Genomic DNA, 14083 nt, shown 5'->3' with positions numbered 1-14083 from the left:
TTATGACCGACCCGCGAGCTCCATTAATCTCTATTATCACAGTAACATACAATGCGGCTGCTACGTTGGAGTATACAATAAAAAGTGTTGTTGAGCAGACATACAGTAACATTGAATTCGTTGTTATAGATGGAGCTTCTACTGACGGAACTTTGGAGATTCTTCGTAACTACCGTTCAAATTTGTCAGTGTTCGTCAGTGAAAAAGATAGTGGAATATATGATGCAATGAACAAAGCCCTTGGCTATGCAAAGGGCGATTGGGTGTACTTTTTGGGAGCCGATGATGTGATAATGACACCGTCTACCATTGAAGACATGGTTCAACATTTCAATGAGGCTGACACAATCTATTACGGCGATATTTATCTAAAAAGCAGCAAAAGGCTTTACAATGGAAGGGTCAATTTGTATAAGCTTTTGCTTTGCAATATTTCTCATCAGGCTATATTTTATCCCAAATCAGTTTACAAGGAAAAGGAGTATCAAACTAAGTATAAGTACTTTGCAGACCATGTCTATAACCTCGAATTATACGCATCTTCAAAGAATTCGTTCAAATACATCTCGAAAGTAATTGCTGTCTATAATGATCAAGGCAGCAGCTCAACAAACGTTGATGAACAATATAATGCAGACATCATTGATATAATTAAAAACAACTTCGGATCACTGCCCAGTGCATATTTATGGGCGCGCAGAGAAATAGCCGGAGTAAAAAAGAAAATGAGACATTGAGAGCATCAGAACTTTTTTATTTGGTTTTTGATCAACTGGAGTTTTACGCTGCCATGTATCTCCTGTTTATAGCCATTTATTTGGTGCTATATTGGAAAGTATTTTGGGGTATTTTAGATCCGATGTTTTATTCAATAATTAATCTTGTTGGAGGAGCATTTTGCGTATGGCTGTTAAATTATCAGGGAAGCCTTAAACCCTTGTATCTCAATTCTTTCATTACTACAGAAATTGGCCTCATAGTAGGGTTTCTGCTTTCAATGTATCTTCCGGTTTTGAAACTTTCGCCAAGTAAATCCCCTTTTGATGACGTTAGCGACGCACAAATTGTGAGTGAGTTTGATGTATTTGCGTTCCTGATCAGCTGTACTTACATTGTCGTTGAATTTATCTCCATAGCGACGGTTGGGATAATTATATTTAGTCAGGAGGAAAACCACGCATCAGCATTCGGCGACCACGGAATTTTAAGAACCTTCGTCGCTTCGTACCGGATCATTATGACGTCTGTCTTATTCTATAAACGAATAGTCTTAAAAAGAAGCTGGACTGTGTTCGAAATTGTGAGCTTGCTCGTTCTACTATTTGGCGTGCTTACGAGTGGTTCAAAGTCTTCCATCCTGACGTTTGTTTTCTTGTACTTTATTATTTCGTATCCGTTAATCAACGCTGGTAAAATACAAAAAATAAAGGTGTCGCTTCCCTTTCTGATTATTCTGATGAGTTTCCCTATCGCAGTAATTATGATTAAGGTGGGTGCTAATCCAGCTACTGCTGCTCAGCAGGTTTATCTACGGCTACTTGCGAGCGGTGACATATTTCTCCTCGGATACAATGACGAGATCATGGCCGGCCTAAGCGAATCCTCGTTTTTTAAATATGCTTTTTACCCCGGCTGGGGCAGCATTTTGAAGAATTTAGGGTTTGCAATTACTCCCCCTCGTTTGATAGGAAGCGATATTTTTGAATATTATACAAACGCTCTCGAAGGCGGCGGACCAAATGCGCGGCACAATTATTTAGCCTTGCATTTCTTTGGATTGAATGGAGCACCTTTCTATTCATTGGCAATCGGACTATTTATCGGCTTTATAAGGAATACTTTCCGGCAAATAAATCCATATCAAGTGTCCTATTTCAGCTATCTAGTAGCAGTGATATTCGCTTATCAAGCCCCTTCATTAATTGACGATATTAATGTGTTTACGAACTTCATTTTCTGGTCGCTACTCTTTCTGGTAGTATCCTATGTAGCAACAAAACTTATATATGTCATCTTGTTGGGTTGGGCCTATAAACAAGCCAGCAATAGTTAAGCATTCTTCGCCTTTTCAAATACATCCTCTCTCCTTACATTTCAATGATGCTATAATTGGTAATCGCCGGATAGCATTCATAACCTTATATTCTAAACCAGCTTTGAACTGATTCTTATGGCTCTCAAAATCACGACTACTTCCAGTAAAAATTATTTAGAAGATAGAGCAAATGCGATTTATCCTGCATTTGCTGATAATATGCCTTATGAGTCGTGGTCTCCCACTGCAAAACTGGATTTTTTTCAACTCGCCGCGGAAGGCGGCTCGGGTTACGCATGGGAGATTTTGAATGGCACTTTGCCCCCAGGTCTGTCTATGTATTCTAACGGCCGAATTTTCGGCACTCCGTTGAAGGAAGGCACGTACAATTTTGTTGTAAAAGTTGTTTCAGGAAAAGAATCTGCAACCAAAGCACTAACATTTGTTGTCCACCCATTCAGGGCCCAACGTATGGTTAAAGCAAAGTTCGGCGCTTACCTTAATTGTGGCATGATGTCTGAGCCAAGATTGGTAGGGGCTGAAAATATACCCGTATTTGAAGCAAGAACTACAAAATTCAATGCTAATGAGTGGGTAAAGGCCATCAAAGACATGGGATGCGGAATCCTGAATTACAGCGCGTTTTCTGGCGATTCGGTCCGAATGTGGCCGTCAACGACCCCCACACAAAAAGAATTCAAGACAAAAAGAAATTATTTGCAAGAGCTAATCACCGCGTGTCGAGCAGGCGGCATCATGATAGAGGTATATTTTGCTCCTGACAGTATAGCAAATGGCCGGGATGCAAAAAATGCGGATCCCAGCAATGTTTCAGGTTGGCATAAGAGGAATGTTGGTCTGATACGGGAACTCTCACTCATGGATATCGACGGATTATGGATCGATGTGGGTGCCACCGATCCAAGTTTATATGAAAAAGGAGCCATTGAGCCTGATTTTTTTCCTTGGGATGAAATCGCTCCGATCGTTCGTCATAATAACCCTTTTATAACAATCGCAGTAAACCCTGGTACAGCCGCGCCAGGTAACCTTTGGAAATATCCTCTGATCGATGTTGTTCTTTTTGAAGGAAGTGCAGGCACATTACATCCTACAACTTTGATTACCGCTGTACCGTGCATCATGCAAAAAAAGATGGCAATTCAGGCTGTGAATATTTTGGACACTAGTTTTTCATGGCAAACGTCCCAAGGCATTCCGCATACGCCGGCCAAATCTACGGACGCGATCATAAAAAATATCAAAGATAATTGGGCGGCGGGAGCGACTTATATGCTCAACTGGCCTGTTCCGCCGTCTGGTGAAGTCATCCATCCAGCTTATAAAGAACCACTGAAAAAAATCGGAGCATTCGTAAAAGCAAGTATTCGAAATAAGGCATCAGGTACAAATAATTTTGTGAGAACAGCTCATTTTTCTGCGAGGATACATTCGTCGGCTAAGGGCCAAATTGGTCAGCAGAAGACGAGCGTTATCGCAGCGCCTGTTAGCAAAAAAGTTGCAGCATCAGCTGCAAATGCCCGCGCTGCTGCCGAGAACAGCACGGCAAAGGAAACCAGCAACTATTACAGAGGAATGTATTTTACTGTCGGGGAAAAGGACATGATTGTTAATGCAATAGGGAGGAAGTTCTCCGGCACGAGCAGAGACCATGAGCTGTTGATCAAGAAATATTGGAATGACTTTCCGATTCTGTCAGATGTTTTGAAAAGAGATGATAAAGAAGAGAATGGATTTCAATATGCTGAAATTCCTCCGCTCATCCTGAAAGCAGGAATGACCTACTATGTCGCATTTAAGGAAAATCAAGCAGATGAATATTACGCGCACACATTTAAACAAAATCCAACGAGTCCTGACTTTACAATACTGGGAAACATGATCTTAAACCCCAACGGTGACAGGAAACCAGTAGTTCAGGATGGAATAGGTCAGCTGATAAACTTTAAGTACACATTGGCCGAAAATAAAACGGGTAATATTGCCTTAGGCAAGCCTATCTGGTTTCAACATTCGAAATCGGGGAAAATACTGAATCCAAATGCTGCTATTTATTATGCTTTCAATGCCACCGATGGCGATTCCAATTCCTATGCACAGGCAAGCGGTGACTATCAATTCGTAACTGTTATTGACCTTTTGAAAGACCGGATGATCAAAAAAGTGGTAGTGGATTTTCATAACAATGGCTACGCGACAAGTCTGCGCGTGGATGTTGGAAAAACTATGAATGAACCCACTCAAGTTGGCGGCAAAGAAAACAACAATGCCACACATGTAGAGATCAACTTTAATCCGACCAGTGCCCGATTTGTCTTCCTTAAAATATTAAAACCGGATGGCCCCAACCAGCCAGGCAATGCTGCTCTTATTGGCAGCATTGGAATATTTTAATTCTAAAAAGTTGGTTTGTCAAACTATAAACACTTAAAGCTCCCTGTGGAGCTTTAAGTGTTTATGACAACATCTTTTCCATTCTGAGACACTTGCTGACGATCGTCATCAATCTTCAAGTCATACTATAATGTGCCTAGCAACAACTCGCTATTCGAAAGCCAGTTAATGCTCTGGAACGCCTCAGTGATAGCCTTTTGAAAAACCTTTGGCAAAAACGAGACGGAAAAGATTAACAATGCACAATTTTGTAGAAATAATTGTACTTTTATATCAAATAAAATCAAACAACATATTAGAATAATTTAGCTTTACAAAATCACCGGTAGGTTAAAAACCATTTTCAGCGTGCCATGCCATATCTAGATACATACACTGTCCCGTTAACAGCTCACACCGCTGCTCATTTACTTAGGAGAGCAACAATGGGGCCGACCAGGCAAGAAATCGTAGATTTTACGGGCCTTACGCCAGCTCAGGCTGTTGCTAGGCTTTCAGCTAACGTTAGTTTTACAGCTTCTCCGCCTCCGCCGATAGACTATGATGAAACACAACCCACAGCAGGTCAACAGTTTTTGAACTTACCGTATAGCACGCAGCGGAGAGTCGCATTCAACATTTTTCTCCGTTACTGGTGGGTCGGATTAATGTGTGAACAAAATGGAAATCCTTCTATTTTGGAAAAACTTACTGCTTTCTGGCAAAATCATTTTATTGTAGGACAAGGGACAATTGGTGATTACCGCATATCATACAAATTCCTTACGCTGCTCAGAAGCAAGGGCTTAGGCAGTTTTCGGAATCTCATGATCGAAATAACCAAAGATCCCGGAATGTTGCTTTTTCAAAATGGCAATGTCAATCAGAAGGTTTCTCCAAACGAGAATTATGCCAGGGAACTTCAAGAGCTCTTTGTGGTAGGCGAAAAAAACTTCGCAGGTCAAAAAAATTATACAGAAGACGATGTAAAGGAAGCTGCGAGAGTGCTTACCGGTTGGCAGGTTTTCAGTGACGTGAACACTTTTAGTTCTGGTTTCACCGCGGCCAGGCATGACACTGCCAATAAGACCTTTTCCTCGTATTATAACAACACAGTAATTCAGGGACGATTTGACGCTTCGGCGGGTGATAGCGAGCTAGCAGAGCTGATTGATATGTTGTTAAGGCATTCTGAGTCATCGAAACACATTTGCAGAAAGCTATATCGATGGTATGTCAATCCTAATGTTACACAAGAGATTGAAAATAATGTTATAAGTCCGCTTGCCTCTTTTTTCGCAAGTCCTGCAAACAACTTTGCAATCCAGCCAGTGTTAGAAAAATTGCTTTCCAGCGAAATTTTTTACCAGGAAAGCAATGTGGGCGCAATTATCAAATCTCCTACCGAATTCGCAATTGGCATGGTTAGATTTTTTGGACAGGAAATCCCAGACAAAACAACCGATTATGTTGCTTTTCGCAAGATGATGGAGTTTGTGCACTGGAATATGGCTGGTTTACAACTAGACTTATTAAATCAGCCTCTGGTTTTTGGCTCAATTGCTTATTACCAGACTGGCTATTCCAAAAATTGGATCAACGGAAATGCCTTAGGAATTCGTGGAGTTCAAATTGACAAGTTTGTCCACCCATACATTGAGTACAAACCCGGAAAGTTGATTGGAATCGACTTCCTAGCCTGGATAAAGTCACTGCAACCCAACTTTTCTGACGTGGCAAATACTCCATCCATTACGTGCGAACTTGTGTTTGAAGAATTGTCGAAAAATCTCTTCGCATTCGACTTAACTGCCCCTCAGAAAAATTTTCTGATTGATACAATTATGATGAAAAGCCTTCCCAGGAGCACGTTTACAAGGGAAATGACGAACCTTCGGAATGATCCTAATAACATTAATAATAAGAATGCAGTCATGTGGCGGGGTGGTTTGGTGATGCGATACATGATGAGGATGGCTGAGTATCATATTTTTTAACACGACGTTATGAAAAGGAGAGAATTTATAGCTTCAACAACTTCAATGCTTCTGCCCCTTACTTTAAGTGGCATGGGTATTAGCAGCCTAGCCGACGACTCGCCGCTGGTAAAGTCAATACTCGATACCAATGCAGCTGTTGGTGATAGATGTCTGGTGGTGATATATTTGAACGGAGGAAATGATGGATTGAATACAGTAATTCCGCTAGATCAATATTCTAAATACTATAACCTAAGAAGCAATATCGCAATTCCCGAAAATCAGGTCTTAAAACTTTCCGGAAATGCAGAGACGGGTTTCCACCCTGTAATGACAGGCATGAAAGCCTTGTATGATGAGGGAAAGCTTGGAATCATTCATTCTGTTTCATATCCAAATCCTAACCAATCACATGTCAGGTCAACGGACATATGGATGACTGGGGTTGACGCTAATAAGTATTCCGAAACCGGATGGGCGGCCCGTTACCTCGAAGGAAGATTTCCAAATTATCCGGCTAATTACCCAAGTCCGGCAATGCCAGATCCGCTTGCAATTCAGATTGGCTATGTTGATGCAGTTGCACTCAAAGGGCGCGTGCAACCCGTAAGTATTTCATTCGAAGATCCTTCGAAATTTCATCAAATGATGGGAACGTTGGGAAGTGTTGAGTCAAGCGGCCTTCCGTGTTGTGATGCCGGAGATTTGGTAAGCTTTATAAAGCAGCAGCAAATCCTTTCAATCGGATATTCGGCCCAGATCAAGAAAGCAGCTGATGCAGGACAAAATTTAGCTGCGTATCCTACGCCGGTTGGAGTAAACGACCTTTCCGAGCAATTGAAAATCGTTGCGCGCCTTATACATGGCGGCTTGCAATCTAAAATTTACTTTGTAGAAATGGGCGGCTTTGATACACACGCTGCTCAGGTGGGAACGTCCACAACGGATGGCCCTCATGCGCTTTTGTTGAAGAAGCTTTCTGAGGGTATTTCGGCCTTTCAAAATGATTTGAAGCTTCAAGGAATTGAGGATAAAGTGGTCGGAATGACTTTTTCAGATTTTGGGAGACGAGCAAATTCTAATTTATCCAAAGGAACAGATCACGGTGTTGCTGCACCAATGTTCGTTTTCGGGACCGGAATCAAAAGACAATTGGTAGGAACCAATCCGGACCTCACCAATGACATGGAGCCATTAGTTCCGAATTCAAGCAAAAGTCAGGATATCAAAATGCAAATTGACTTTCGGAGGATCTATTCTGACATCCTCAACGATTGGTTTGGCAATAGTAAAAGCGCCACAGATGCTATGTTGTTTGGAAATTATAGAACGACATCCCTTTTCTCCGATACGATCGAAACGGTTTCCTCAGGTTCTTGGCCCGATCGCGCCGTTTGGTCATCCAATAGAATGCCCGGCCCCAAAGATTACGTAAAAATCAACACTGGGCATAAGGTGACACTCGGCCAGAACATTACCATTAAAAACATTCAAGTCGAGAGCGGAGCAGAACTAAAATTTTTGGGGAAAATCAGCGTTACCAGAACCGGATGATTTTTTGAATGCGTATACCACAATAACTCTCCTTTATCCTCCGAATGCAGTCTGCACTTACAGATTGCATTTTTTGCGTATTGATCAATAGGTTACACACTTAATTTGAGTTTCGTCACGTCAATTTAAAGTCTATTGGCTATTTTTGCAATTAGAAGTTCTTTTTACACACATTCGCCTTATTTCTTTAATGATTAAGTCAAAAAAATTAGCTGTTGTAGGTTTTAGTGGGCTAAGTGGAGCAACGCAGGTCGGGTTAAATTTTGCAGGAGGCGTAGATATACCAAAAGAAGACACGATATTTATTTTTTACGGCAAAACCGAATCTGTTAATTCAGGATACATCGATGAGTTGAATTCTTTTGGAATAAATCATCACTTTGCAAAAAAGACGCGCCCGAAAATAGACCTTCCTGCCGAATTTCAGGTTTTTCGATTTCTTCAACGACACAAACCGAAAAATGTACTGCTAGCTTCTTCTGCGCCAATTTTTGGCATACTAGCATATAAATTGCTCAACTTCTTTCGGTCAAATATCATCACCATTGAGCAACATCCGCTCAATCTCACGAGCATCAAGGAATACTTACATTCATATATTGGATTTGCGTTTTTTGAATATGTTGTGCCCGCTTCACAAGCATACGCAGAAGGTTTTTCGCAGAAAATGAGTCCTCTTTCCAAGATTTTTGCAAGAAAACTCGTTGTCGTTCCTAACGGATTAAATATTCCTGCACGCACCACTTCCGCCGAAACGCTTGCAAACAAACAAACGATCAAGCTCGGGATGGCTGCCAGGTTTGATGATTGCAAAGATTTTGAAACAGTCTTGCGGGCAACTGCAAAGCTGAATGCATCGGGTTCTATAAAATATATTTTTGAAATTGCCGGGGATGGCCCAAACAGAGCGAAGATTGAAAAACTGGTAGATGAACTCCAACTCAGACCTTACGTCGCGTTTCACGGACTGTTGTCTAAAACGAGTATGAAGGCATTTTATCAGAATGTTGACATTTATATCCAGTCCACAACGGGTGAGGCAATGAGTATCTCCATGTTGGAAGCAATGGGCTACGGCTTAATCTTTCTAGGAACGCGCGTGAGAGGAGTTCAGGAATTTATTATTCCGAAAAAAAATGGCCTCTTATTCGAGTGTGGCAATGCGGACGATCTGGTGGACAAGATAGAAAGCATTGTATCCAATCCAGCCCTAGCAAAAGCCTTAGCCGCAGGCGCACGCACGCATTACGAAAACAATTTCAGTTTGAGTAATATGGTCAATGGTTATAGTAAGCTGTTAAAAATATAACTTCGGCAATCCCTGTCTGCTTCCTCACACATCTCGTTAAGCAATATTTTGAAAAAGAAAAAAGTTATTTACATCCTGCATGACATAGAAATGGGCGGGGTTGAGATGGCGCTTATATCGGCGATTCCTGAACTCAATGCGAAGTTCGAGTTAAAAGTCATGGTTCTTGGGAAAATTGATCCGGGATTAACAGCGCACCTTTCACTTGAAGAGCAGGCGTGCCTTCAAACTTTTAATTATAAACTCTATACATATCCGGCGCACCTTTCCAAACTTGTATCTTTTGTCCTGAATTTCCAGCCTGATATAATGATCTGCTCGCTGTGGAGGGCATCGCTGATTGGTTCTATGGTAAAGCGGTTAAATAAGAATATTACATTCTATTCCTTTATTCACAGCACAAGGTTCGCGCACGTTTTTGACAGAATCTGCACGCTTGCAGCAAGCAAGTCAGCCGACAAAATCCTTGCCGACTCCAAGGCAGCTTCAGATTTTATTTCTGTTTTCAAAAAACCATCCACTATCGTAAAGGTTATTTCTTTTTACACACACCCCTCGCCCCCTGAGCGGAAAATAGCCGAATTTAACTCGAATAACATTAAGTTGATGTTCCTTGGACGGCTAAACCCTATAAAAAATTTACCGCTGGCCGTAGACATGGTTCACGATCTTCGTGAACGAGGATGGCCAGTCACATTGGACATTTACGGGAGAGACAATGGCGTATTAAACGAAACTATTCAGCACATTGAGAATAAACAGCTAAGCAACTACATTAATTTTAAAGCTGAGGTGAATCACTCGGGGAAGCTTGCAGCTTTTAGCAGCCACAATTTTCTTATCCAGCTTAGCTCAAAAGAAGGAATGGCCATGAGCGTTGCAGAAGCTATGCAACATGGAATGGTTTGCATTGTATCTCCTGTTGGAGAAATCCCTAATTACGCAAAAGATATGGCATCTGCGATATTCGTGGACATTACGGATCAGAAAGAATGGGATGTTGCGTTGGCAAAAATCGAAAAGGTTTTCCAAAACCCTAGTCTTTATGAACAGATATCCACAACTTGCTTTGAGAATGCTCGAAACATAAGCACTTACTCGGCAACTTTGACAAAAACAATACAAGAAGATCTAGACAAAGCCTCCTAACCGCATAATAGATCGGGAGCAAAAAATTAAACAATCACAACTATATATGCACCAAGAAAATAAATCAATTTGCGTCGTTGGCCTGGGTTATGTTGGCCTTCCACTGGCAGTAGAATTTGGGAAAAAGTTTGACACAATCGGACTTGACATTAACACAAAAAGAATAGAAGAACTAAAACAGCATTTTGATCGAACGCTTGAAGTTGATGAAGCGGGCCTTAAAGCCTCATCGCGGCTTACATTCACGTCTGTTCCATCAGATATAAATAGCGCTTCTATCTTTATCATTACAGTCCCGACCCCAGTTGATCAATTCAACAATCCCGATTTGACGCCTGTCCGCAAAGCGACAGAAACAGTTGCCCATAATTTAAAGGCTGGCGATATAGTAATTTACGAATCGACTGTGTATCCGGGTGTCACCGAGGATTATTGCGTGCCAATTCTTGAAAAAATTTCGGGCTTGACATTCAATAAAGACTTTTTCTGCGGCTATTCTCCCGAAAGAATTAATCCTGGTGACAAACACCATACGCTTACAAAAATTCGCAAGGTTACTTCCGGATCCACTCCTGAAATCGCAAATGAAATTGATGAGCTTTACAGCTCGATCATCACGGCAGGAACTTTCAAAGCTTCAAGCATTAAAGTTGCCGAATCGGCCAAAGTCATTGAAAATGCGCAGCGGGACATAAACATTGCCTTTGTTAATGAGCTTGCCAAAATCTTCAATTTGTTAAAAATAGATACGAGCGAAGTTTTGGAAGCAGCTGGCACAAAGTGGAATTTCCTTCCTTTTAAACCCGGCCTTGTTGGTGGCCATTGCATTGGCGTCGATCCTTTTTATCTAGCTCAAAAAGCCAAGGAAGTTGGTTATCACCCCGAAATAATCTTGGCTGGCCGCAGGTTAAACGACTCGATGGGGCCTTACGTCGCTACTCAATTTATTAAATTGCTCATACAAAGTGAACGCAAGATTAAGGGCCAGGACGTTCTTGTGTTGGGCATAACTTTCAAGGAAAATTGCCCTGACATTCGGAATAGTCGGGTCATTGATATTATCAGGGAATTGGAAAGTTACGAAATGAACGTGCACGTTTATGATCCCTGGGCTGACAAGGCAGAAGTGGAGCATGAATATGGCATTACATTAACAAGTGAACTAAGTGACCTAAGTAAGTTCCAGGGCATCATTGCCGCAGTTGGTCACGAACAATTCTTGCAGCTCGATCTTCCAGACGAAACAAACGGGCCCGTGATCTACGATGTTAAAGGTATTTTCCCTAAAAACAAAGTTGCCGCACGCCTTTGAAATCATAAAGTCTCAACATTTAAATAACATGGTTTTTAACAAATATCATCAGGAAGATATCAGCTCCCTGGCTTTTCTCGTAACCGGAGGCGCAGGATTCATCGGATCTAATTTAGTCGAATATCTTGCACAGCATCAAGCCGGAAAAATCATTGTTTTGGACAATCTCTCGACAGGTTATATTGAGAACATTGCGGAGTTTATTGAGAATGGCCAGGTTGAATTTATTGAAGGGGACATTCGAGATTACAACACTTGCGTAAGCGCAATGCAGGGCGTGGACTTTGTTTTGCACCAGGCTGCACTTGGCTCTGTCCCCCGATCGATTTCAGATCCAATCGCGACCAATGATGTGAACATCAGCGGTTTTCTCAATGTGCTGCAGGCGGCTAAGGAATCAGGAGTAAAGCGCATGGTTTATGCGGCATCTTCATCAACTTATGGTGACAGCCCCTCATTGCCAAAGAAGGAGGAGGTCATAGGCAATCCGCTATCGCCTTATGCAGTAACAAAATATGTCAACGAACTCTACGCAGATGTTTTCTCGCGTACATACAATTTCCACAGTGTTGGGTTACGCTATTTTAATGTGTTTGGCCCAAAACAAAATATCAATGGGCCCTATGCGGCGGTAATTCCGCTCTTTATCACACAAATACTGAAAGGAGAAAGCCCTGTTATCAATGGTGATGGGCTAACTTCACGAGATTTCACCTTCGTTTCCAATGTTGTCCAGGCGAATGTGAAAGCGCTTTTGTCTCAAAACTTAAACAAGCACGAGGTTTTCAACATCGCTTGTAACGAGCAGACAACATTAACACAGCTCGTATCGACTATCGCAAGCGAAGTCAATAGCCCTGTGCAAGCAAGCTATGTTCCTGAAAGAAAAGGAGACGTAAAACACAGCCTGGCCGATATATCGAAAGCAAAGTCATGGCTCGATTATCAGCCGGAAACATTGTTCAGAGACGGATTAAAAGAAACAATCTCCTATTTCAAAGCTGTGGTTTAGTTGGCATGAGTAAAATCAAACTACTGAGAATTTCGACTGAAACTTATTCGCTGCGTATATTACTGAAAGGCCAGTTAAAATATATGTCGCAACGGGACATTGAAGTCTACATGGCGAGCACGCCGGACTCGCACGTCCCCGATTTGATCAGAGACCAAAAAGCAGATTTCTTTCCACTTCCTCTTTCTCGGGAGCTCACGCCGATTAAAGATTTGATCGCATTGTTTCATACAATCCGGTTGATACGAAGATTAAAGCCAGACATTGTTCATACGCACTCACCCAAGGCTGGCACAGTTGGCATGTTAGCTGCATTTCTGTGCAGAGTTCCAGTCAAAATGCATACAGTGGCCGGATTGCCGTTAATGGAAGTGAACGGCGCGAAGCGAATTTTACTAGACTCGGTTGAAAAATTCACTTATTGGTGCGCAGACTGGGTCCTCCCGAATTCTTTCGAGCTTAGATCATTCATTTTGAACAACTTATTGCCTGACGAAAAGAAGGTCATTGTATTGGGCAATGGAAGTAGCAACGGCATTGACCTTGATTACTTTTCCAGTACAGGGTCGGTGTTTCAAGAAGGCAGAAAATTCAGACTTGAAAATGGCATTAAAGAGGAAGAGATTGTGCTGGGATTTATGGGCCGGCTTGCCTTTTATAAGGGCGTTAACGAGCTGGTGGAAGCCTTTTTAATTCTGCAAAAAACACATCCCAATGTCAAATTGCTGCTGATCGGTGCGCCCGAGGCGTTAAATCCATTAAAGGAGTCCACTGAAAGGGAAATTAAAAACAATAATTCCATCTTCGCCGTAGGACATCAAAAAGACGTTCGGAAATTTTTGGCGGCGTCCGATATATTTGTTTTTCCAAGTTATCGGGAGGGCTTTCCACAAGCACTTCTTCAAGCCAGCGGAATGGCCATTCCATGCATAGCGACAGACATTAATGGCTGCAATGAAATGATCGAAAATGGGAAAACTGGATTTTTGATTCCGCCAAAAGACGTCGAAGCCATTGTAGTGGCTTGTGAGAAATTGATAGAAAATCGTCAGGCAAGCAGAGAAATGGGAAAACTGGCACAACAATTTGTACTACAAAACTTTGAGCAGCAGCAGCTTTGGAGAACCATTCTTGCATTTTACAACGAAAATGTCTCGCAGAAAAGCGGCCGCTGATTAATCGATTTTAATACAGAAAGGTAAATAAGCATAAATTATTTTGTCTACCTTTATAGCGTACTTGAAATACCCTCCCTACTCCATAATGTTTTAATACAGTGTTTCTGTATTAGTCAGATTATAGGCCTTTTGATAATTGAGACCTGCCGAAGGTTCAATGT

The 14083-nt window shown here is 41.7% G+C and carries 10 protein-coding genes; all 10 read left to right on the top strand.

Going from position 1 to position 14083, the window contains the following annotated elements; translation table 11 throughout:
* Positions 1 to 2 precede the first annotated feature (2 nt).
* Positions 3 to 737 (top strand): glycosyltransferase family 2 protein, encoded by a 735-nt coding sequence (locus LZG73_RS08805; RefSeq protein ID WP_233847771.1) that lies wholly within the window; start codon positions 3 to 5, stop codon positions 735 to 737.
* Positions 689 to 2053: a hypothetical protein gene (locus tag LZG73_RS08800; RefSeq protein WP_233847769.1), complete on the top strand. Its 1365-nt coding sequence runs from the start codon at positions 689 to 691 to the stop codon at positions 2051 to 2053. Before LZG73_RS08805 ends, LZG73_RS08800 begins: the two co-directional genes overlap by 49 nt.
* A gap of 117 nt (positions 2054 to 2170) precedes the next feature.
* Positions 2171 to 4450, top strand: a complete 2280-nt coding sequence (locus LZG73_RS08795; protein ID WP_233847764.1) for an Ig domain-containing protein — start codon at positions 2171 to 2173, stop codon at positions 4448 to 4450.
* A 353-nt stretch (positions 4451 to 4803) separates the two neighbouring features.
* Positions 4804 to 6426 carry a DUF1800 family protein gene (locus LZG73_RS08790; RefSeq protein WP_233847762.1) on the top strand — a complete coding sequence of 541 codons (1623 nt, stop codon included), beginning with the start codon at positions 4804 to 4806 and terminating at the stop codon, positions 6424 to 6426.
* A 9-nt stretch (positions 6427 to 6435) separates the two neighbouring features.
* The gene (locus LZG73_RS08785; protein ID WP_233847760.1) at positions 6436 to 7962 is read left to right on the top strand and encodes a DUF1501 domain-containing protein; all 1527 of its coding nucleotides are present in this window, start codon (positions 6436 to 6438) and stop codon (positions 7960 to 7962) included.
* A 190-nt stretch (positions 7963 to 8152) separates the two neighbouring features.
* Positions 8153 to 9271, top strand: coding sequence for a glycosyltransferase family 4 protein (locus LZG73_RS08780; protein ID WP_233847758.1), 1119 nt, complete (start codon positions 8153 to 8155; stop codon positions 9269 to 9271).
* A gap of 48 nt (positions 9272 to 9319) precedes the next feature.
* A complete protein-coding gene (locus tag LZG73_RS08775) occupies positions 9320 to 10420 on the top strand; it encodes a glycosyltransferase family 4 protein (protein WP_233847756.1) in 1101 nt (366 codons plus the stop codon).
* Positions 10421 to 10466: 46 nt separating this feature from the next.
* Complete coding sequence (locus tag LZG73_RS08770; RefSeq protein WP_233847754.1) at positions 10467 to 11732, top strand: nucleotide sugar dehydrogenase; 1266 nt, start codon at positions 10467 to 10469, stop codon at positions 11730 to 11732.
* A 28-nt stretch (positions 11733 to 11760) separates the two neighbouring features.
* Entirely contained in the window at positions 11761 to 12744 is a 984-nt protein-coding gene (locus LZG73_RS08765; RefSeq protein WP_233847749.1) for an SDR family oxidoreductase, read from the top strand.
* Between the two features lie 5 nt (positions 12745 to 12749).
* A complete protein-coding gene (locus LZG73_RS08760; protein ID WP_233847747.1) occupies positions 12750 to 13919 on the top strand; it encodes a glycosyltransferase family 4 protein in 1170 nt (389 codons plus the stop codon).
* The last annotated feature ends 164 nt before the right edge of the window (positions 13920 to 14083 follow it).

It is taken from the genome of Dyadobacter sp. CY326 (assembly GCF_021390515.1).
Classification (GTDB): domain Bacteria; phylum Bacteroidota; class Bacteroidia; order Cytophagales; family Spirosomataceae; genus Dyadobacter.
The sequence above is the reverse complement of the archived record's forward strand: the minus strand, read 5'-3'. Positions and strand labels throughout refer to the sequence as shown.

What these genes read in the sequence shown, in the direction of transcription:
- LZG73_RS08760 (WP_233847747.1), top strand. Translation starts at nt 12,750, where the DNA reads ATGAGTAAAATCAAACTACTGAGAATTTCGACTGAAACTTATTCGCTG.
- LZG73_RS08790 (WP_233847762.1), top strand. Translation starts at nt 4,804, where the DNA reads ATGCCATATCTAGATACATACACTGTCCCGTTAACAGCTCACACCGCT.
- LZG73_RS08765 (WP_233847749.1), top strand. Translation starts at nt 11,761, where the DNA reads ATGGTTTTTAACAAATATCATCAGGAAGATATCAGCTCCCTGGCTTTT.
- LZG73_RS08805 (WP_233847771.1), top strand. Translation starts at nt 3, where the DNA reads ATGACCGACCCGCGAGCTCCATTAATCTCTATTATCACAGTAACATAC.
- LZG73_RS08800 (WP_233847769.1), top strand. Translation starts at nt 689, where the DNA reads ATGGGCGCGCAGAGAAATAGCCGGAGTAAAAAAGAAAATGAGACATTG.
- LZG73_RS08780 (WP_233847758.1), top strand. Translation starts at nt 8,153, where the DNA reads ATGATTAAGTCAAAAAAATTAGCTGTTGTAGGTTTTAGTGGGCTAAGT.
- LZG73_RS08785 (WP_233847760.1), top strand. Translation starts at nt 6,436, where the DNA reads ATGAAAAGGAGAGAATTTATAGCTTCAACAACTTCAATGCTTCTGCCC.
- LZG73_RS08795 (WP_233847764.1), top strand. Translation starts at nt 2,171, where the DNA reads ATGGCTCTCAAAATCACGACTACTTCCAGTAAAAATTATTTAGAAGAT.
- LZG73_RS08770 (WP_233847754.1), top strand. Translation starts at nt 10,467, where the DNA reads ATGCACCAAGAAAATAAATCAATTTGCGTCGTTGGCCTGGGTTATGTT.